Here is a 20,713-nt window from a genome sequence, read left to right on the forward strand (position 1 = left end):
TCGCATGCCCCCGGTCCACCCGCGCAACGCGTCCCGGGGTCCGAGGGCCGAGGGCCGAGGGCCGACTGTGTCAACGGCATGACACTCGGCTCGCACCCGCACCGCGGCGGTGGGACGGTGAAGTGGTGGCGACTCCGTCTCAGGACCGTGCACGGCGCCGGAGTCCCGAAGTGCACGCGGATCCGCGTCCGCGCTGTGAGGGTGCGTCACATGTACGGAACGAACATCGGTATCTGTGTCCTTCTCGGCCTCACGGCCGTCGTGCTCGCTGTCGCGTCGTCGGCCCTTCCGGCCGCCCCCGCACCGTTCGCCGTGTTCGCACTGGTCCCCGTGGCGGCGGTACTCCTCTGGTACTGCAGAAAGGAGATACGGGAGGAACTCGGGAACCCGGCCCTCCTGGGAGCCGTGGCCCTGCTCCCCCTCTTCTCCAGCGTCACGGCCCTGACCGTCCTCGAACTGGTGGGCACACGCTGCTGCGGAGGGGTCCCCGGTTCGGTGGTTCCGGTTCCGGCCTCCCCGTGCCTCTGCGGATTCCTCGGTGAGGACTGGTTCGACCGGTTGCTGGACGCGATGTTCCCCGTGCTCGCCGCGGATCCGCGCATCCCCTATCTCACCGTCCTCGCCGTCCTCAGCGGCACCGCACTTGTCTCCTCGTTCCTCCTGCTTCGGGGAGTCGCGCACGTCGTCGGTCGGCGCGGCCTGCGCCTCTCCGCACTGGCGATGGCCGCGACAGCCGTCGTCTGGACCGCGTGGAGCCGTTTTCCCGAGGTCTCCGAACGGATTCCCGACTGGCCCGATCCGATCCGAGGAGGGTGGACGGCCGCGCTCCTGGTCCTGCTGGTCGGGGGGTACCTGTGGTTGGAGACCACCGCGGTCAGGCACGAACCCGGTGTGCAGGTGTCCGATCCCAGGGAGCAGGACAACGAGGCGACCAGGAAACTCAGCCATGAGGTGCGGTCGCGGCTGCCCGCCATCGAGGTGCTCGCACCGGCGTGGAAGCCCGGTGCGCCCCCGGGGCACGCCGTCGCCGCCATGGTCGAGGGCAGCGACCTGCCGGGGTCCGCGGTCACCTCGGCGCTCATGCGGGTACTCGCCCTCGTCCTTCCGGTTCCCCCGTCCTACGGCGTCCGGGTACGGGCCGACGGACCGGAGGGAAACGCCCCCGAGGACGACGGGTACGTGTCGGCCACGGTCGAGGTGCACGACCGCATATCCGGGAGGACCCTGCACCAGACCACGCTGCCGCCGCTGCGTTCGGACCTGGCCGCCATCCGGGCGGCCGGGTTCGTCGCCTCCCGTGTGTTCGCGGAGGATCCCCTGGTACCGGAGTGGGCGAAGGGGAGGTACGAGGGAGAGGACCTGGCCGCCTACCTGATGGCCAGGGAACTGCCGAGACTCGACAGAGGCTGCTGGGACCGGCGCCGCGGCGACCCCGGCCAGGACTACGACACGTTCCACGCGATGCAGCGGGAGCGCATCGACATCCTCCAACCCGCGGCGGACTCCCGACGCGCCTCGGGAGTGGTGCGCTATGAACTGGCGTCGCTGTACGAGCAGAGGGGCGAGCATGTCAGGGCGCTGCGCCTGCACGCCGTGAACCGCGCCCACTACTCGTCGGAAACCGGCCGGAACAGGATCTTCCAGCGAAGCCGCTACCGGATGATCGTTCTCCTGAAGATGATCGCCAACCACAGGTTCACGGAGGTGTGGAGGCGCGCGGAACCGCGGGACCTGCGCGACATCTTCCACGCCCTGGAACTGGCCGGTCTCCTGGACGGACCGAGAGCAGCGGGGGCGGGCGCCTCCGCGCCCATCAGCGAGGAGGACTTCGTCTCGCCGAAGGAGGAGGGCGACGGCCCCCGCAGGCTCCGCCTCGCCCTGCTCCGCGTCGCCGCGGCGGAGGCCGACGGGATGAGCAGGCACTTCTCCCGAAGAAGGCTCTTCTTCGAGAACATCAGGTGGCACGGAAGGAACCCCTACAGCGTCCTGCCTCCCGGCGTCGCCTCCCAGGAGTCCTTCTGGCGCAGATGGAGGTACTACGACGTCGGGCTCCGCCTGCTGCACAGGAGCATCGCGAGCAGAATCGCATCGGCGCAGGGAGGAGCCGACGGTCCTCCACGCCCGTGGCTGCTGCGGCACCGGCAGGCGGTGGCGCTCGCGCGCACGGAGGAGGACATCGACGGGTTCGGGAGGATCAACCCCGGGTGGGGGATGTGGGCGCTCACCTACAACAAGGCTTCCCTGATCGCCACCCAGAAGGTGGAGTCCGGGATCCCGCTCAGCCCGCGGGAGAGAGCAGAGGCCGTGGACGAGGTCGTCTCGACACTGCGCTCGGCGCTCAATCCCTCGGTGTGCGAACACTGCCGCCCCTCCGAACTCCTGGCGCGCGACCCGGACCTGGAGTGCTTGCACGAGGAGGAGGCCTTCGTCTCCCTCCTCCGGGAGCAGTACGAACGCGACTGGCGGACCAAGCCCCCCTTCGCCCGCTCCCTGGAACAGAAGCTGGTCGCGCGCCGCACCCGGCCGTCCGCCCCAGGCCCGTGAACAGCGGCCGGTGCGGACGTCCGCCTCACACGGTGACGACGATCTTGGCCCGCGCGTGCGCCTCCCCGAAGCGCCGCAGCGCCTCGGGGGCCTCCTCCAGCGGGTGGCCGGCCTCGACCGCCAGGACGGCCTTCCCCGCCTCGGCCAACCCCCGCAGGGCGGCCAGCCGTTCGCGGTCGGCCCCGCCCCCGAACGAGGGCAGGCGCTGTCCGACGAAGGGCGGCACCGCCCAGGCGGTGGCGATGCGCCCCAGGGGGCCGCACCAGCGGCCCCGCGCCCCGAGGAGAGTACGAGCGTCCCGCCGGGCGTGGGCACCCGGCGCAGCCCCGCCAGCGTGTGGTTCCCCACCGGGTCGGGGATGAGGTCGTAGCGGTCCCGGCCCCGGGTGAGGTCCTCCTCCGCGTAGTCGATGACGCGGTCCGCCCCCAGTGCGCGCCTGGTCGGCGTTCCTCGCGCCGCACACACCCGTCACCCGCGCCTCCGACACCCGGGCGATCTGGACCGCGCACGTGCCCACGCCCCCGGACGCTCCGTTGACCAGCGCCTCCTGCCCCGGACGCTGTCCAGGACGGCCGCCATGACGACGCAGGCGATGACGGCGGTCAAGAGCACGCTGAGCGCGGCGTTGGCCACGGCGTAGAGCAGCCCGCCGTCCGGTCCCGGCCTGGGAGAATGCCCCGGTGAGCGATACGGGACCGCTGGCCGTGGAGGCCGTCGAGACACACGTCCGGGCGTTCTTCACCGGGCACTCCGTGGAGGCCGTCGACCACGACCCCGGGCCAGGGCGGCGGGAGGTCGTTCCCGGCCTGCGCGTTCTCGTCGTGGGACCCGGCCCCCGCGGCGACGGCTGGGCCTACGTGACCGCCGGGTGCTGCGCCCCGGCGGAGGAGGAGGGCCGGGGACGCGAGTTCGTCATGACCGCGCACGTCCGTGACCGGCGGTTCGTCGAACTCATGGGGATGGTCGCCTCCTACCACCGCGGAGGGCACCGGCTCGACGTGGAGCACAGCCTGCCGATCGGCGAACCGTGGGTGCCGGGGTCGGCCTGCGACCACCTGCTGATCAGCCTGCCCTACCTGCACGGCCCCGACCTCGAACACTGCCCGCTGCCCGGGGGACGCGCCCGCGTCCTGTGGGCCCTGCCCGTGACCGCCGCCGAGATCGGGTTCCGCCGACGGTACGGGCACGAGGCGTTGGAGCGGCTCTTCGACGAGGCGGCGATCGTCCCCACCGATCCGTTCCGGGCGTCGGTCGTCTGAACTCCCCGCGGGGCCCGCGGTGACGGGCCGGTCAGCTCCCGGACCGCTGCCTCCCGGACTCCTGGGGCCGGGCGTCGCCGTACTCGCCGGCGGCCCACGAGGCGAGCAGGAGCATGGCCTCCGCCGACGCCGAGCCGGGCTCGGCGGCGTAGACGGTGAGCGTCAGGCCGGGCTCTGCCGCCATCTCCAAGCCCTGGTAGGCGACCGTCATCTCGCCGACGACCGGATGGTGGAAGGTCTTGAGGCCCGAGCCGTGGTGCCGGACGTCGTGCGCACCCCACCGGCGCCGGAACTCCTCGCTACGGGTACTCAGCTCGCCGATCAGGTCGTGGAGGTCCTTGTTGTGCGGATCGCGGGCGGCCTCGGCGCGCAGGATCGCCGCGACCGCGTCGGCCGCGGCCTCCCAGTCGGCGTGCAGGTCCCGCGCCCGGTCGTCGAGGAAGGTGTAGCGCGCGAGGTTCGGCGGACGCCCGGGCATGTCGTAGACGTCCTTGTGGAACGCCCGCGCCAGGGGGTTGGCGGCCAACAGGTCCATACGGCCGTTGCGGACGAACGCCGGGCCCGCGGTGACGGCGTCCAGCACCCACTGCAGGCTCCGGGACGGCTCCCAGGTCCTGGGGTTGCGGCGCCTGGGCGGCCGCGCCACCGGGCCCGCGGCGTGGGCGAGGTCGAACAGGTGCGCCCGCTCGGCGTCATCGAGGCACAGCGCCCTGGCGAGACTGTCGAGGACCTCCGGTGACGCACCTCTGATGGCGCCGCGTTCGAGCCGCGTGTAGTACTCGACGCTCACCCCGGCGAGGGTGGCGACCTCGCTGCGGCGCAGCCCGGCCACACGCCGGTTCGTTCCGGTCGGCAGCCCGACCCGGTCCGGTGTGACCCGGGCCCGACGCGAGGTGAGGAACTCGCGTACCTCTGCTCGGTTGTCCATGCCATCCACGGTAGACGGGATCCCGACGCTGGAGGAGGCCCTCCGGGTACCCCCAACACCCGGGACTCCCACGTGGGCCGGACGCGTGCTCAGATGGTCGCCGAACAGTCAACGAGGGGGGAACACCACCATGCGTGGAGTCGTCATGCACGCTCCCGGCGATGTACGGGTCGAGGAGCGCGAGGACCCGAGGATCGTCGAACCCACCGACGCGGTCATCCGTGTCACGGCCACGTGCGTCTGCGGTTCGGACCTGTGGCCCTACCGCGGCGTCGAGGAGCTCAACGGTCCCACGCCGATGGGGCACGAGTACGTCGGCGTCGTCGAGGAGGTCGGCTCGCGGGTGAGGAACGTCAAGGTCGGCGACTTCGTCGTCGGGTCGTTCTTCGCCTCCGACAACACCTGTGAGATCTGCCGGTCCGGCTACCAGAGCCGCTGCGTGCACAACGTGATCATGGGGACGATCGGCACCCAGGCGGAGCGGGCGCGCGTCCCGCTCGCCGACGGGACGCTCGTGGCCACACCGTCGGAGCCGACGCCCGAGCAGGTCCCGAGCCTTCTGGCGGCCTCGGACGTGCTGGGCACCGGGTGGTTCGCCGCGGTCGCCGCCGAGACTGGGCCCGGCAGGACGGTCGCGGTCGTCGGCGACGGGGCGGTCGGACTGCTCGCGGTCCTGGCGGCCAAGCGCCTGGGCGCCGAGCGGATCATCGCGATGAGCCGCCACTCCGACCGTCAGGCCCTGGCCCGCAGGTTCGGCGCGACCGACATCGTCGAGGAGCGCGGTGAGGAGGGCGTCGCGCGGATCAGGGAACTCACGGACGGGCTCGGCGCGCACTCGGTCATCGAGGCCGTCGGCACGCAGGAGTCGATGACGCAGGCCATCCACTCGGCCCGTCCCGGCGGACACGTCGGCTACGTCGGTGTGACCCACGGCGTCGAGCTCGACGGTCTGGACCTGTTCTTCTCCGGGGTCCACCTGCACGGCGGACCGGCTCCCGTGCGGCGCTTCCTGCCCGAACTGATCGACCTGATCATGAGCGGCGAGATCGACCCCGGCGAGGTCTTCGACCTCACCCTGCCCCTCGACCGGGCCGCCGAGGGCTACCGGGCCATGGACGAGCGCCGCGCCACCAAGGTGCTCCTCACCCCGTGACCGGCCCGCGTCCGGGGGCCGGTGCCGACACCGGCCCCCGGCTCGCGCGCACCGTCGCCCCCGGCCGCCGACCGGGATGCCGACAGCCCGCCATGACCCCGGACCGACCAGCGAGGACACCGCCCTCTACACTGTGACCCGTACGACGGACTCGTCCCTGTTCGCCAGGAATCCGTCGTTGTCTCCCCCCTGTCCGGTCACGGCGCGGTGTTCGCGCCGTCCCCCGGTGCGATGACCACGAGTCCCGCCCCGGCCCGACCCGCGCCCCACACCGTCGCGCGTCCCGACCGGGATCATCCGATCACCACGACACCGGTGGGGCCGTGCCCCGCCAGGGATGAACCGACCCATGAGTCAAGCGCACGCCCCCGTCCAGCAACGCTCGTTCGTCATCATCGGTGACACCAACCTGGCGCGCGGGGTGTGCGCGTCACTCCAGGAGGAGACGTACGCCGTCCGGCACCTCGTCCAGCCGAAGGACCAGGAGCTGCGCGAGGTGATGTCGGCCTCGCATGACGCCGTGGCGGTGCTGCTGCACGACGACGCCGCCGCCCTGCGGTACGCGTTGGCGGTCGCGCACATGTCCCCCGACATCCGGATCGTCGTGACCATCTTCGACCGGACCGTGGCCGACGAACTGCTCCGGCTGCTTCCGCAGTGCCACGTGACGTCCCCGGCCGACCTGGTGGCTCCCGCCCTGGCCGGACCGTGCGCGGACCCCGGCATCGTCGCGCTGTACGGCGAGGCCGCCCACGCGCCGGCGGTCCGGGTGGCCGACGGAGCCCGGCCGCACGCCGAGGAGTGGACCCGCGGACGCACCGGATGGCGGGCGTGGTGGGGCCGACTGGCGAGCCAGCTGCGTTCGTACGACCCGGGCACCCGCCTCATGCTCGGCGGCCTGACCGGAATCGTCGCGTCACTGCTCCTCGACTGGTTGTGGCTGCTCAGCCTCGGCCATCCGGCCGCCGAGGCCCTCTTCAACGCCGCGCGCGTGGTCTCCGCGGTCGGACCGGCGGCCGCGGCGGAGCACTCGACCGCCTACCAGCTGGTCTCCAGCGCCCTCATGCTCGGCACGATCGTGTTCACCGCCATGTTCACCGCGGGCCTCGTCGAGCGGATGCTCGGTCCCCGGCTCGTCGGTCTGATCGGATCCCGCACCGTCCCCCGGTTCGGGCACGTGATCGTCGTCGGCGTCGGGCAGGTCGGGCTCCGGCTGTGCTGCGAGCTGCGCCGCCTCGGCGTCCCCGTCGTCGGCGTGGAACGGGACCCGCACGCGCCGAACGTACGCCTCGCCCGCTCCCTGGGCATCCCGGTGGTGGCCGGACACGGCGGTGACCGGACCGTCCTCGAACGGCTGCACATCCGCCGCGCCCGGGCCCTGGCCGCCGTCGGCTCCGACGACCTGGACAACATCGCCGTCTCCATCGCCGCCCAGGGCGTCTCCCCCGGAACGAGGGTCGTCCTGCGGGCGGGTGAGCACGAGGCGATCGCCGAGACCCGCTCACTCCTGCCCTTGGGCACCATCCGGGACGTGACCAGCCTGTCCTCCGCCTACGTGCTGGAGCGGCTCCTCGACGGCCGCGCCACCGGCGTCGTCGCGCACGGGCACGAGGTGTTCGTGCGCCTGCCCGACGGCACCTTCGCTCCCTGGCCGCTCGCCGCGCGCCGGGGCTGCGGGCACGTGGACACCGCGATCTCCGTGTGAGGGCTCGGGCGCGGTCACGGTGTTCGCCGCCCGGCCGCACCGCCGGTGCGACCGGCGGGAGTCCGACGCCCCCGTGCACGGCCGACACGGCGACGGTAGGTCACGCCGAGGGGGCGCGCACGGACGTCCGTGCGCGCCCCTCGGTCCCGACGCGCAGCGGGACCAAACCGCCCGGTCCCCCTACAGGTGCTGACGGAAGAACGGGATCAGCTTCTCCAACGCGATCGCGACGGGCTCGGGCCGGTCGTAGAGGTCGTAGTGGGACCACCCCCGGGCCACGACGAGTTCCTTGTCCGCGGCGCCGGCCCGGCGGTGGAGTTCCACGCCGTCACGGTAGGAGCCGAAGGCACCCGGCTTGTCGCCCACCACGACCAGCAGGGGCTGCGTCAGCAGCGTCTCGACGCGGTTGAAGGCGTCCCAGCCGACGGCGGTCGTCATGTGGGAGAACAGGGCGCGCGTCGCGCCGTTCGGCCTGCGCCCCCGGTCGGTGCGGTAGTAGTCCACGGCCTCGACGACGTCGATCTCGGTCAGGCCGAGCTCCTCGACCTGTTCGGGCGAGGTCGGGATCAGCTCGTCGACGCGCGGTTCCTCCCCACGGGCCTCGGCGGTGCGCTGCTCGGCCATGGCCTCCAGGGCCGTGATCGGGTCGTACCCGGTGAACGACTCCTGCATGAGCCGCCCGAAGTTCACCCCCGCCACGGTGCCGAGGGCCCTGATCCGGCGCTCGGTCATGGTGGCGTTGGTCGCGTAGCCGCCCCCGCCGCAGATACCGAGGGCACCGATGCGGTCCGCGTCCACGTAGGGCAGCGTGACCAGGTGGTCGATGACGTGGCTGAAGTCCTTGACCCGCATGGTGGGGTCCTCGATGAACCGGGGCTCGCCCCCGCTGGCCCCCTGGAAACTGGCGTCGAAGGCGACGACGACGAAGCCCTCCCGCGCCAGGGGCGCCCCGTACACGCTGCCGGAGGTCTGCTCCTTGCAGCTGCCGATGGGGTGCGCGCTGATGATGGTCGGGTACCGCCGGGTCTGGTCGAAGTCCGGTGGGAAGTGCACGTCGGCCGCGATGTCCCAGGCCAGTGCCTTGATGGTGATGTGCTCGATGGTTCCGGTCGTCATGTCCTGCGTTCCTTGGTCGTTGTCGTGTGTCCGCTGTCCGCGTCGCAAAGACTCACATGAAGGAGGGCCGGTCGCCCTCCGTGCCGGGCTTGTGCACGCCGACGTTCGCGCCGGTCCACTCTTCGGGGCGGGTGACGGCCTCGACCACCACCGCGGCCACACTCCTGCGCGAGACCTCCGTTCCCACGAGCGGCTCGTCGCGCCCGGTGGTCTCGTAGCAGACCTCGTCGTCGTCGGTGAGCCAGGTGGGCCGCAGGATCGTGTGGTCGAGCGAGGACGCCTCGATCGTGTCGGCGGCCGCCCGGTAGGGGCGCAGCGCCTCGCCGATCATCTGGCGGTTCCACTCACCGAAGGCTCCGGGAACCTCGTCGTAGATGCCGAGGGCCAGCACGAAGACCAGGCGTCGGACGCCCTCGGCCGCCATGGCCTCGACGATCCGCTCGGCCTGCGTGTCGAGGTCGCCCGCCAGGTTGGCGTAGACGACGTCCTGGCCGCGCACGGCCTCGGCCAGACGGCCGCGGTCCAGGACGTCGCCCTCGATCACCCGCGCCGCGGCGGGCGCGTTGGTGACGCGGCGTGCGTCACGGGCGAACAGGGTGAGGTCGGCTCCCTGTTCGGCGAGCATGTCGATCGCCCACCGCGCGATCCGACCGCCGGCTCCCAGCACCAGTACCTTCGTCATGTCGTGTCTCCCCCGTCGGAACCGCTCGCGCGCGGATCGTCCGCGCCGGCGCGGAACCCGTGTGGACCGTCCCCGTGCGGGTCGGCCGCTGACAGGCTCCATGCTGCCCGGGCGTCCGGGGGCGCAACAGGGAGAGTTTCTCCCGGGTACTGGCTCTTCCCCCCTGGCGGTGGCGGTGGTCAGCGCCCCCCGCGAGCACCAAAACGGCGCTGAGCGCGAGCGGCGCGACGGGTGCGGTCCAGCCCCTTGCGGAGCGGGCCACGGCGGTTCCCGGCGGTCGGCCGGAGGCAGGAGAGACGCGCGGCGGGGGGTGCGGACGGGCCGATGACTGGCTAGCGTCGGAAGTAGCAGCAGCGGCCGGTCCCAGCCGCCGGTGGTCGGAGAGGACACCACGGCCGTGTCGGGACCGGGCCCTGAGTCACACACCCCGACAGGGGGGATGTTCCCATGGCTGTCTGCGACACCTGCCACAACGACTACTGGATGTCGTTCGACGTCGAGACGATCAACGGGGAGCGGTACACCTTCGACTGCTTCGAGTGCGCCATCCAGCGGCTCGCTCCGGTGTGCGAGAAGTGCACCTCACGCATCATCGGCCACGGGGTCGAGGTGGAGGGGCGGTTCTTCTGCAGCGCCCACTGCGCCCGCGAGGGGGCGGCCTCGGACCTGGCCCAGCGGATCTGCGACTCGGTCGGGGCCCACCCGTAGGTCGCCCGGGCACCCCGGCGGAAGGCCGGGGTGCCCGTCGAGCGGACGGGCCCGGGCGCGGCGGAGGCCCCGAGCTCATCGGAGGCCCCGGACGACCACCGCCTAGCGGGCCGGGTTGCGGGCGGCGACCAGGAGTTCGACGTTGCGGTCGCGCGGACCGCCGTAGCCCGCCGGGTCGGCGTACAGGTCGTTGACCGACAGCTCCCGGTACAGCGAGGCGAGCCCGTCGGCGGAGAAGTCCCCGTGGTCGGCCCGGTACGGGCTGTCCGCCTCCAGCAGGGTCGTGAACAGCGACATCGTCCCGTCCCCGTTGTCCACGATCTCGATCGCCCGCGCCATCTGCGGGTGGTCGATGTGCGAGGCGGTGTTGACCTCCCAGAAGCCGCGCTCGGCGGTGCCGTGCGTGTGCGCCTGGATCTGGTTGTGGTGTGTGTGCCCGTTCACCCAGGCCAGCACGTTGGGGTAGCGCTTGAGCATGTGCACGAGGATGTCGCCGGTCAGCCGCAGGTCGCCGGGGCGTCGGCTGTCGGGGAGGACGTTGCCCATCGTCCCGCTGGTGTGGTGGGAGAAGAGCACGAACAGCTCGTCGGTGACCTGCTGGGTGCGGCGCCGCCCCCAGAAGTCGTAGTAGACCGAACTGGAGGCGCGCAGCGTCCGCTCCAGCCAGTCGAACTGGTGCTTGCCGATCGACCCGTCCGCCAGTCCGGCCAGCGTGGTGGTGTCCATGCTGACGCCGGTCACCCCGTCGGCGATCCGGAAGGTGTAGAAGCAGTCCACACCGTCGGCGTTGTCGTCGGTGAAGCCGTGGCCGACGGGCCCGGGGCCGGTGTTGGCCTCCTCCAGGTGCGCGGCGACGAAGGCCCGTGTGTCGAAGGGGGCGCGCCGGTCGTCGGGGGTGACGGTGGAGGTGACGGCGGCCGTGGAGACGGTGTCCTCGGGCGACTCCACCTCCTCGGGGACGTTGCCGAGCTCGTCCTCGTTGGTCATCGCCTCGGCCGCCTGGTCGCGCACCTCGTCGTCGGCGAACATGATCTTGCGGTCGCCCAGGTAGGCCTCGTCCATCGAACCGGCGGGCAGGGTGCCCGCCGGGGTGTCGTCGTGGTTGCCGATGGTGCAGTACCAGGGCACGTCCAGGCCGGGGCTCTCGAAGGGGGCGACGGCGGCGGCCAGGAAGCCCGGGAGGACCGGGAAGCCGCCCCGGGTCTTGTACCGGTCGGCGAGGTCGCTGTCGGGCTGCCAGTACAGCTCGCTGCCGCAGTTCTGCACGCCCTCGTACCGGGCGGGGTCTCCGGTGTTGGGGGTGAGGGTGCCGCCGTTGAGGACAGCCATGAGCCACTCCAGCTCGACGGTCTCGTGGTTGTCGGTGTTGTCCCCGGTGGTGACCATGAAGTCGAACGGGCGGCCGGTCACGGGACCGACCCGCAGCGAGTTCACCCGTTTGACCAGCGCGGACGCGCCGAGCGCCGACAGCGCCTCCTGGGGGCGGTGGGCGCTGGATCCGATCACCGGGTGGGTGTACTCGAACCGCACCGGGCTCTGGGCGTCCATGATGTGCAGGTCGGTGAACTGGACGAACGCGGCGAGGGCGGTACGCCGGTCGTCGCGGCCCGACTGGGCGGGGACCAGGTCCTCGCGGACCTCGATCGGCCATCCCGGCCCGGCGGTGAGAAGGCGGTATCCCTCGCCGACGGGCGTGGCCACCTGGGTGAGCGTGGTGCCGTCGGGCCGGGCGACCCGGGACATGGTCTGGCGGACGAGTCGGTCGTGGGCGGCGGCGGAGGCGGGTGCGGCGGACAGGCCGAGGGCGGCGGCGCCCAGTCCTGCCGTGGTGGTCGTGAGGAATCCGCGCCGGTTGAGGGGAGTCATGGGTGTGCGACGTCCTTTCGGCCCCGGCCGGGGGTGGCCGGTGGGGGTGGGGCGTCGTCATTGAAGACCGGCGGGGCGGTCAGGGGCAACGGGGGTGCGGGGGACGGTTTCCTACCCGTCGGTAGGCAACCGGAGCGGCCCGGGGTAGGGTGGCGGGTTTCGCTCCGGACGCCAGGGGCGGAGCGACCGATACGTCACACACGGTGATCGACCGATGTCCGTCCGCCCGCCGTTCGCGCGTCGCGTCGCGTTCGCCGGGACGTGGTGAAGCCGTCACAAAGGTGAGCGAATTTCATGTTTGGCCGGATCCGGCCAATGTCCCGTCATCGGCCGCCAGCGGCCGCTCCCCGCCGACTCCCCGGTGACGGACCTCAGCAGGAGAGGACGTCGGTGTCGGTGCCGCCGTCGGCGGTGACGCAGAGCATGGCCTCGTCGATGTCCCCGGTGGCGGCCTCGGGGGCGCTGACCGCCAACACCGCGGGCAGGGACGCACCCGGGAAGGAGAGGTCGAAGGCGGCGACGGGGGCGGCGGCCGTCAGGTCCGGCAGTTCGCTGTCGTCGCCGTCCGCCGGGACACCGCCGAGCACGAACTGGACCGGACGCGGCGCGTACCCGCCCTCCTCCAGGTGGTAGCGGGCGGCACCCGTGACGCGGACGCCGTCGCCGTCCCCCGCCGCGTCGGCCACGAGCAGACTGAGCACCCCGTTGCCCTCCACGTAGAGCGTCACGCGGTCCGACCCGTGCACGACCAGGACGGCCTCTCCCGCGAGGGCGGGGTCGGCGGGGGCCAGGCCGGACGGGAGGGAGGGGACCACCTCCCCGGCTCCCCCGTCCGGGGCCGCTCCGCCCTCCTCCGCCTCCGGATCGGCCCCGGACGGGGGCGCTTCGCGTGTGACGGCCCCCGCGAGGTAGCCCGCGGCCAGAACAAGCACGAGGACGACGGCGGCCACCGCCGCCAGGAGTCCGGGTCGGGACCAGAGCCGGTAGGCGAGCCCGCCCAGGGTGCGGTTCACGCGGGGCACTCCCCGTCCGGCCGCGGGGCCGAGAACCCGGCCGCCGTGTCGTAGCACAGGCGCGGGGTCGCGTACACCGGTCCCCGTTCACCGTCCAGCCGCTGCTCGAAGACGAGGGTGCCCCGTTCGGGCGCTCCGGAGAAGGCCACGGTGAACCTCCCGGGAACCGTCTCCGCGGCGAGGTCGGTGCCCGTGGCACCGGACACCCGGCCCGCCACCTCCGTGCCCGCCGCTCCTGCGGTGAAGGTCTGCGCGAACGAGCTCCGGCGCCGGACCGGACCGGGGGCCGCACGCGGCGCGCGGATCCCGGTCATCACGACGCCGTCGCCCTCGGCGGTCACCTCGCCCATGGTGATGACGAGCGTCTCCGACACGAAGGTGTCGTCGCCCAGGACCGCGGTGACCAGTCCGGTGCCCTCGTCCACGGCGACCTGCGTGAACGTCTCGGGGTCGGGTGGGACTCCGACCTCCCCGGCCGGGCCGTCCCCGGATCCGGAGCCCTCAGCGGCCCCGTCGGCGGTCCCCGCGTCGCCGGTTTCCGCGTCACCGCCCTCCGAGGCCGAACCGGACCCGGTGCCGACCCCGCCCAGCGCGTAGCCGCCGACACCGACCACGGGCACGGCGAGCAGGAGCGCCGCGGCAGCCGCCAGGGTGGGCAGCGGCGACCACGAGCGGCGGTGGGCGGCCGACGTCCTGGTCGGTGACCACTCCCGCTCCATCAACCGCGTGGCCAGGATCGTCGGCGGCTCCTCCACCAGGGTGGGCGCGCCGCCGAGCCACCGGGCACCCACCTCCCGCACCGCATGCGCGGCGGTCGGCCGACGGTCCGGGTCCTTGTCCAGGGCCGCGGTGACCAGCGGGCGCACCCAGTCGGGCAGCCCGGCCAGGTCCGGGGGGCCGACGAGGGTCCGGTGCACCACCGTGTCCGCGCTCCCGCCGCCGAACGGCGGCCGCCCCGTCGCCGCGTAGGCCACGAGACCGCCCCACGCGAACATGTCGGCGGCCGGAGCGGGCGGGCGGCTCCTCAGCAGTTCGGGAGCGATCCATCCCGGTGTGCCCATGAGTCCGCCGGTACGGGTGATGGCGGTCCCGTCGGCCGCGCGCGCGATCCCGAAGTCGAGCACCTTCGGTCCGTCCGGCGCGAGGATCACGTTGCCGGGCTTCAGGTCGCGGTGCACCACCGCCGCGCCGTGGACCGCGTGCAGGGCCTCGGCCACGCCCCCGGCGAAGGCCGCGAGGTCGCCCCCGATGAGCGGGCCACCGTCGCGTACCCGCTCGCGCAGGGTGGGCCCGGGCACGTACTCGGTGGCGATCCAGGGGCGGGCGGCCCCGGTGTCGGCGTCGAACACGGTGACCGTGCACGCGCCGCCGACCCGGCGCATGAGGCCGGCCTCGCGCGCGAACCGGGCGCGGAAGTCGGGGTCGGCGGCGTACTCGGGGTGCACGACCTTGACGGCGACGCACCGGCCGACCGCGTCCGCCGCGGCGTAGACCGCTCCCATGCCGCCCGCGCCGAGCAGCCCGGCCACGCGGTAGGGGCCGATCCGCTCGGGATCGGCGGGTGTGAGCTCCTGGAGCCGGTCGGGGACCGGCCCGTGGGTGAACAGGCGGGCCATGGGGTCAGACCGGGCAGTCGATGAGCATGCTCTGCTCGGGGCGGTAGTCGGCGAGAGCGAACTGTTCGGAACCCGGGTGGGCGTCGTCTCGCCAGTCCAGGGTGCCGTCGACGTCGTAGCAGTGGCCGGTCAGGTCGTGGACCAGTGCTCCGTTGTAGGCGGAGGGCCGGTAGCCGATCCCCCCGCGGTCGGGTGACTCCGGCACCAGGACGGTGACCTCCTGGACCGGGGAGCCGGGATCGAGCACCGCCACCTCCGTGAGCGGACCGCCCCAGTCCACGCCCGTCCCGCCGCGGTGGATCTGCTTGTCCGTGCCGGTGGCGGCCATGTCCTGGGCGTAGAGGACCAGGAAGTCCTCGGCGTACACGCGGTGGCTGCCCACGGTGGGGCGGTAGGTGAACCGGGCGGTGAACTCCGTCCCCTCGGGGGTGGGTTCCGCGGCCGCCCAGCACACGGTCACGACCGGGAAACCCCCCTCCAGCTCCGGCGTGGCAAGGACGAAGTCCGCGGTGTCGTGGTCCAGCAGTCCGATCCCCGGCCAGACCTCGGCGGAGGTGACGAGTTCGCCCTCGGGCACGGGCGTCAGCAGCCACTCGTAGGTCTGGGAGGGAAGCGCTTCGGGGTCGAAGGGCCGCCAGTGCGCGGCGGCCTCGTGGGCGGCGGTCCGGGCCTCGTCGTCGGGGTCGCAGGGAACCGGCTCCGCCGCGTCGGGGTCGGCGGCGTCGTCCGCGGCGACCTGTACCCCGCCGGGAGGCAGACGGCCCCAGGTGGCGTCGCGCAGGGGCGGCACCGCGACCGTGAGCGCTCCGGCCACGAGCAGGAGGGCCAGCGCCGCGGCGGTCAGCACGAGCGGGGCACGGCGCCTCCGGCGGCGCGGCGGGGGCGCGGGCGCCCACACCCGGGTGTCGGCGGGCACGGCGGCCGGGAGGGACCAGCCGGTGTGCAGCAGTCGGGTGAGTTCGAGGGTGTCGTCGGCGGAGGGCGCCCGCTCGGGCCAGGCGGCCAGCGCTCCGTCCAGCGCCGCGGCGGCCGTGGGACGCGCCGCGGGGTTCTTGTCCAGGGCCGCGCGCACGAGGGACGCAAGGTGCGGGGGCACACCGGTCAGGTCGGGTTCCTCACGGCGGGTGCGGTAGACGAGCATGTCGACGGGACCGGTGCCGAAGGGTTCGCGTCCGGAGGAGGCGAAGGCGGCGATCGCACCGAAGGCGAACATGTCCGCCGCGGGCTCGGGGACCGCTCCGTCGTACTGTTCGGGCGCCAGCCAGCCGGGGGTGCCGACCACTCCGCCGGTGCGGGTGATCGCGGTCTCCTCCATGGCACGGGCGATGCCGAAGTCGAGGATGCGCGGCCCGTTCGGCGACAGGATGACGTTGCCGGGTTTGAGGTCGCGGTGGACGATACCCGCCGCGTGGACGGCGCGCAGGGCCTCGGCGATCCCGGCGACGACGCCCAGCAGGGTGGCACCGGTGAGCGGGCCGTGGTCGCGTACGTACTCGCGGAGGGTGGGTCCGGGGACGTACTCGCTGACCAGCCAGGGTCGGGGTCCGGTGGTGTCGGCGTCCAGGACCCCCACCGCGCAGGCGGACCGGACCCGCCCGAGCAGGTCGGCCTCGCGTGCGAAGCGGGCGCGAAACTCCGGGTCGGTCGCGTACCGGCGGTGCACGGCCTTGACCGCCACCCGGTGCCCCTCAGCGGTCAGGCCCGCGTACACCGTGCCCATGCCTCCGGCGCCGAGGCGCCCGACCAGGCGGTAGGGACCGATCCGGTCCGGGTCGCCCTCGACGAGGGGTGACACACCGGACGAAGGCTGACCTGAGGGGGGTGCGGACATACGGCCTCCGGGGGAGGAATGCGGACACGTACGCATCTTTCTAGCACCGCGCGCCCGTGCCCGTGCCCGTTTCGTCGATCTGTCCGGCGTCGTCCGACGGACCTCCGGCGTCCCCGAACGGCCTCCGGTGGAGCGCTCAGGACAGGAAACCGCGCAGCAGCGCCTCGCTGCCCTCCAGATGCTCGTCCACCGCGAGCCGGGCCGCCTCGGGGTCGCGGGCGCGGATCGCGGCGACGATCGCGTGGTGCTGGGCTCCGCTGTGCTCCAGGTTCTTCACGAGCATCGGCATGGCGTCGAGCAGCCCGTTCAGGCGCATGCGCGCCTCGGTCAGCGCCGACACCAGGGAGCGCGAGCCGGTCAGCTCGGCCAGCGTGAGGTGGAAGACCGTGTCGAGCCTGCGGTAGTCCTCCACGGCCGCCCCGTCCACGGCGGCCAACCGCTCGGCCAGCAGCGCCTCCTGCTCGGCGGTGAGCCCGCGCCCGGCCAGCAGCACCGCGGACCCGACCTCCAGGGCGCGGCGCAGGGTGAAGATGTCGTCGAGGTCGCCACCCATGTCGGCCAGGACCCGCCGGGCCTCCGCACGGCTGGGGCGCGGGGGCACGTACGTGACGAAGGTTCCTCCGGAGCGGCCCCGCCGCGACTCGACGTACCCGGCCTCCTGGAGGGCCCGGATCGCCTCGCGCAGGGTGATGCGGCTGACGCCCAGGCGCGTGGCCAGGTCGCGTTCGGCCGGGAAGCGCTCGCCCCGGGCGACCACGCCCAGCTTGATCGCCGACAGCAGCCGTTCGACCGTCTCCTCGAAGGCGTTGCCCGCCTGGACCGGGCGGAACACGGCGTCGGCCGCGGGCTCCGCCGGGAGCGTGCCGGTGGCGGCCGCGGTCCCGGTCCCGGTGTCGGCCATGCGGCCCCTCCCTGTCGCGCCCGGTCGGCGTGTTCGATCTCGTACGCCCAGTCGTACAACCAGGGTACGACCGCCGTGCCGGAACCCGTTCCGGCACGGCGGTCGCGGCCCCCTCACCCCTTCGACGCGCGATCGGCCGCCGGGGCTCCCCCGGCGGCCGATCCGTCTACTTGAGTTCCGACTCGGCCTCCTCGATCAGCGCGAACTCCTCCTCCGGCGCGTTGGCCACCAGCCGGTGCCGTGAGTAGAACCAGAAGTAGGCGAGGAAGGCGAGCAGGATGGCGGCGGTGATGGCCGCCCCCACCATGTCGACGAAGAACGTCGCCACCACCGCGCACACGGCCAGGACCAGGGCGATCCCGGTGGTGACGGTGCCGCCCGGGGTCCGGTAGGGGCGCGGCAGGTCGGGCTCGCGGCGGCGCAGCGCGATGTGCGAGACCATCATCAGCACGTAGGAGACGGCCGCGCCGAACACCGCGATGTTGATGAGCAGGTCCCCGTCGGCCACGGTGGCGGCGAGCAGGAACCCGATCGTGCCCGGGACGACGAGCGCCGCGTAGGGGGTGCGGCGCCTGCCGGTGACCGACAGGAACCGGGGCAGGTAACCGGCGCGGGACAGCGCGAACAGCTGCCGGGAGTAGGCGAAGATGATCGAGAAGAACGACGCGACCAGCCCGGCCAGACCCACGTAGTTGACGAAGTCGGCCAGGACGGTGTCGCCGCCGTAAGCCTCCCGCAGCGCCTCGGGCAGCGGGTTGCCGGACTCGGCGAGCACCGCCGCCCCGGCGCCGCCGGGGGCCAGCACCAGCATGAGCGCGGCGGTCACCAGGAGCACGGACATCGCGGCGATGATGCCGCGGGGCATGTCCCGCTTGGGTTCGCGGGCCTCCTCCGCGGCGAGCGGGACGCCCTCGACCGCGAGGAAGAACCAGATGCCGAAGACGAACGCGCCGAGGATCCCGGCGTACCCGTAGGGCAGGAAGGCGCTGGCGCCCGCCGCGTCCGTGGGCGCGATGTCGAACAGGTTGGCCACCTCGAACCGGGGGACCATGCCCGCCGCGAAGACCACGAGCGCGATCACGGCGACGCCGGTGATGACGAACATCAGCCGCAGCGCCTCGCCCACGCCCCACACGTGCACCCCGACGAACAGCAGGTAGCAGACCAGGTAGACCGGCCAGGCGTTGGTGATGCCGAACAGTCCCAGCGCCTCGACGTAGCCGCCGATGAAGACGGCGATCGCGGCGGGGGCGATGGCGTACTCGATGAGGATGGCGGTGCCGGTGGCGAACCCGCCGAGGGGGCCCAGGGCGCGCCGGGCGAAGCCGTAGCCCGCTCCGGCGGTGGGCAGGGCGGAGGCGAGCTCGGCCAGGCCGAACACCATGCACAGGTACATGGCCCCCATCAGGAGGGTGGCGATGAGCAGTCCGCCCCAACCGCCCTCGGCCAGGCCGAAGTTCCATCCGGCGAAGTCGCCGGAGATGACGTAGGCCACGCCCAGCCCGGCGAGCAGGACCCATCCGGCCGCGCCCTTGCGGAGCTGTCGCTTGCGGAGGTAGTCGTCGCTGGCGCGGGAGTAGTCGGCTCCCTGCACGTGGACACGGCCGTCGGCCGGTCCCTGGGAGCTCGTGTGGTCGGAGTCTGCCATGGGCGCTTCCTCTGCTCGGTCAACCAGCCCCACCGGTCGCCCCCGACCAGACCCGGGGGACAAAGGTCTATGGTCGGTCCTTTTGATGACTGGTGATCATGCGCCGCGCCGACCGGGGTGTCAAGGGGTGTTCCGACCCTTCCCGGAAACCGGACCACAGCTGACGACGTTCCGTTTCCACCAGGTCACAACGGGGTTTCCGGGGGCGCACCCATTGACACGCCCCCGGACCCCTGGTTCTATTCACGTCATTGGTCTGCTCCTGAACCAAAGACTCGTTCGAGGCGACCGCCCACAGCCACACCCGGGCCACGCCCCGCACGCCGGACCGCGACGCGAGCAAGGAGAACCCCGTGCCACAGATCCCCCCGTTCGCCCCGGACCCGCCGTTGACCCTCGACGACCTGCGGCGCGACGCCGCCTCCGGCACCGTCGACACCGTCCTGGTGGCCTTCACCGACATGCAGGGCCGCCTCCAGGGCAAACGGCTCTCGGCGCGGTTCTTCCTGGAGGAGGTGGTCGGGCACGGCACCGAGGGGTGCGGGTACCTGCTCGCCGTGGACGTGGACATGAACACCGTCGACGGGTACGCGATGTCCTCCTGGGACACCGGCTACGGCGACTTCGTCATGGCCCCCGACCTGGCCACCCTGCGGCGCACCCCCTGGGCCGAGGGCGCGGTCATGGTCCAGGCCGACCTGACCTGGCACGACGGATCCCCGGTGGTGGCCTCGCCCCGGCAGATCCTCCGCCGCCAGACCGACCGTCTGGCCGAACGGGGGTGGCGCGCGATGGTCGGGACGGAGCTGGAGTTCGTCGTCTACCGCGACAGCTACGAGCAGGCGTGGGACCGGGGCTACCGCGACCTGACCCCGGCCAACCGGTACAACGTCGACTACTCCGTGCTCGGCGGCGCCCGGGTCGAACCGCTGCTGCGCCGGATCCGGCGTGAGCTGGGCGCGGCGGGGCTGTACGTGGAGTCGGCCAAGGGCGAGTGCAACCTGGGCCAGCACGAGATCGCCTTCCGCTACGACGAGGCCGTGCGCACCTGCGACCACCACGCGGTGTACAAGAACGCGGCCAAGGAGATCGCCGCCCAGGAGGGCATGTCGATCACCTTCATGGCCAAACCCAACCAGCGCGAGGGCAACTCCTGTCACATCCACATCTCCCTGCGCGAGGAGGACGGAACCCCGGTCATGGCCGAGGGGGAGGGCCTGTCGGCGACCGGCCGCCACTTCCTGGCCGGCCAGCTGGCGGCGCTGCGCGAGTTCACGCTGCTGCTGGCGCCCAACATCAACTCCTACAAGCGCTACGTGCCCGGGAGTTTCGCCCCGACCGCGATCGCCTGGGGCCGCGACAACCGCACCTGCGCGCTGCGGCTGGTCGGGCACGGACCCTCGCTGCGGGTGGAGAACCGGGTGCCCGGCGGGGACGTGAACCCCTACCTGGCCAACGCGGCGCTCATCGCGGCCGGGCTGCACGGGATCGACCAGGGGCTGGAACCGGGCGACCCGCTGACGGGCAACGCCTACACCTCCGACCTACCCACCGTGCCCGCCACGATGCGCGACGCCCTGGCCGCCTGGGAGGACAGCGCGCTGGCCCGCGAGGTGTTCGGCGACGACGTGGTCGAGCACTACGCCAACCACGCCCGGGTGGAGCTGGCCGCCTTCGACGCGGCCGTCACCGACTGGGAGATGTACCGGGGCTTCGAGCGCCTGTGACCGAGCGCCCGAGCCG

16 protein-coding genes are annotated in these 20,713 nt (G+C 72.9%); 6 read left to right on the forward strand and 10 right to left on the reverse strand.

From position 1 onward, the window contains the following. The first annotated feature begins 210 nt into the window (after positions 1 to 210). Positions 211 to 2,544, forward strand: coding sequence for a hypothetical protein (locus ACTVAJ_RS27075; protein WP_470391108.1), 2,334 nt, complete (start codon positions 211 to 213; stop codon positions 2,542 to 2,544). Between the two features lie 25 nt (positions 2,545 to 2,569). Here the strand turns inward: ACTVAJ_RS27075 and ACTVAJ_RS27080 are convergent, their stop codons facing one another. Next, positions 2,570 to 2,770, reverse strand: coding sequence for a zinc-binding dehydrogenase (locus tag ACTVAJ_RS27080; RefSeq protein ID WP_470391109.1), 201 nt, complete (start codon positions 2,768 to 2,770; stop codon positions 2,570 to 2,572). 454 nt (positions 2,771 to 3,224) lie between these two features. Between ACTVAJ_RS27080 and ACTVAJ_RS27085 the strand changes: the two genes are divergently transcribed. After that, entirely contained in the window at positions 3,225 to 3,803 is a 579-nt protein-coding gene (locus tag ACTVAJ_RS27085) for a suppressor of fused domain protein (protein ID WP_470391110.1), read from the forward strand. A gap of 31 nt (positions 3,804 to 3,834) precedes the next feature. Here the strand turns inward: ACTVAJ_RS27085 and ACTVAJ_RS27090 are convergent, their stop codons facing one another. Continuing rightward, positions 3,835 to 4,731 carry a helix-turn-helix transcriptional regulator gene (locus tag ACTVAJ_RS27090; protein WP_470391111.1) on the reverse strand — a complete coding sequence of 299 codons (897 nt, stop codon included), beginning with the start codon at positions 4,729 to 4,731 and terminating at the stop codon, positions 3,835 to 3,837. A gap of 130 nt (positions 4,732 to 4,861) precedes the next feature. Between ACTVAJ_RS27090 and ACTVAJ_RS27095 the strand changes: the two genes are divergently transcribed. After that, a complete protein-coding gene (locus tag ACTVAJ_RS27095) occupies positions 4,862 to 5,884 on the forward strand; it encodes a zinc-dependent alcohol dehydrogenase family protein (protein ID WP_470391112.1) in 1,023 nt (340 codons plus the stop codon). Positions 5,885 to 6,233: 349 nt separating this feature from the next. Next, positions 6,234 to 7,589, forward strand: a complete 1,356-nt coding sequence (locus ACTVAJ_RS27100; RefSeq protein WP_470391113.1) for an NAD-binding protein — start codon at positions 6,234 to 6,236, stop codon at positions 7,587 to 7,589. Between the two features lie 180 nt (positions 7,590 to 7,769). On the opposite strand, the gene ACTVAJ_RS27105 is transcribed toward ACTVAJ_RS27100, so the two are convergent. Then, positions 7,770 to 8,705, reverse strand: a complete 936-nt coding sequence (locus ACTVAJ_RS27105) for an alpha/beta hydrolase (RefSeq protein ID WP_470391115.1) — start codon at positions 8,703 to 8,705, stop codon at positions 7,770 to 7,772. A 52-nt stretch (positions 8,706 to 8,757) separates the two neighbouring features. Further along, positions 8,758 to 9,387, reverse strand: a complete 630-nt coding sequence (locus tag ACTVAJ_RS27110) for an NAD(P)H-binding protein (protein ID WP_470391116.1) — start codon at positions 9,385 to 9,387, stop codon at positions 8,758 to 8,760. A 447-nt stretch (positions 9,388 to 9,834) separates the two neighbouring features. Here ACTVAJ_RS27110 and ACTVAJ_RS27115 point away from each other — a divergent pair, with 447 nt between their 5' ends. Further along, on the forward strand, positions 9,835 to 10,095 hold the full coding sequence (locus tag ACTVAJ_RS27115; protein WP_470391117.1) for a Prokaryotic metallothionein: 261 nt from the start codon (positions 9,835 to 9,837) through the stop codon (positions 10,093 to 10,095). 102 nt (positions 10,096 to 10,197) lie between these two features. Here the strand turns inward: ACTVAJ_RS27115 and ACTVAJ_RS27120 are convergent, their stop codons facing one another. The 6 genes from ACTVAJ_RS27120 to eat all read right to left on the reverse strand — a co-directional run bounded on the left by ACTVAJ_RS27120 (position 10,198) and on the right by eat (position 18,970). After that, on the reverse strand, positions 10,198 to 11,961 hold the full coding sequence (locus ACTVAJ_RS27120) for a TIGR03767 family metallophosphoesterase (RefSeq protein ID WP_470391118.1): 1,764 nt from the start codon (positions 11,959 to 11,961) through the stop codon (positions 10,198 to 10,200). Positions 11,962 to 12,332: 371 nt separating this feature from the next. Then, positions 12,333 to 12,974 carry a hypothetical protein gene (locus ACTVAJ_RS27125; RefSeq protein WP_470391119.1) on the reverse strand — a complete coding sequence of 214 codons (642 nt, stop codon included), beginning with the start codon at positions 12,972 to 12,974 and terminating at the stop codon, positions 12,333 to 12,335. Next, the gene (locus ACTVAJ_RS27130) at positions 12,971 to 14,590 is read right to left on the reverse strand and encodes a protein kinase domain-containing protein (RefSeq protein WP_470391120.1); all 1,620 of its coding nucleotides are present in this window, start codon (positions 14,588 to 14,590) and stop codon (positions 12,971 to 12,973) included. Before ACTVAJ_RS27130 ends, ACTVAJ_RS27125 begins: the two co-directional genes overlap by 4 nt. Before the next feature lie 4 nt (positions 14,591 to 14,594). Next, positions 14,595 to 16,385 (reverse strand): protein kinase domain-containing protein, encoded by a 1,791-nt coding sequence (locus ACTVAJ_RS27135; protein WP_470391121.1) that lies wholly within the window; start codon positions 16,383 to 16,385, stop codon positions 14,595 to 14,597. Positions 16,386 to 16,557: 172 nt separating this feature from the next. Then, positions 16,558 to 17,322 carry a FadR/GntR family transcriptional regulator gene (locus ACTVAJ_RS27140; RefSeq protein WP_470391122.1) on the reverse strand — a complete coding sequence of 255 codons (765 nt, stop codon included), beginning with the start codon at positions 17,320 to 17,322 and terminating at the stop codon, positions 16,558 to 16,560. Positions 17,323 to 17,488: 166 nt separating this feature from the next. After that, on the reverse strand, positions 17,489 to 18,970 hold the full coding sequence (eat, locus tag ACTVAJ_RS27145) for an ethanolamine permease (RefSeq protein ID WP_470391123.1): 1,482 nt from the start codon (positions 18,968 to 18,970) through the stop codon (positions 17,489 to 17,491). A 353-nt stretch (positions 18,971 to 19,323) separates the two neighbouring features. Here eat and ACTVAJ_RS27150 point away from each other — a divergent pair, with 353 nt between their 5' ends. Beyond that, a complete protein-coding gene (locus tag ACTVAJ_RS27150) occupies positions 19,324 to 20,697 on the forward strand; it encodes a glutamine synthetase family protein (RefSeq protein WP_470391124.1) in 1,374 nt (457 codons plus the stop codon). Positions 20,698 to 20,713 lie beyond the last annotated feature (16 nt).

It is taken from the genome of Nocardiopsis sp. KDC1DS13DA1, from assembly GCF_055632325.1.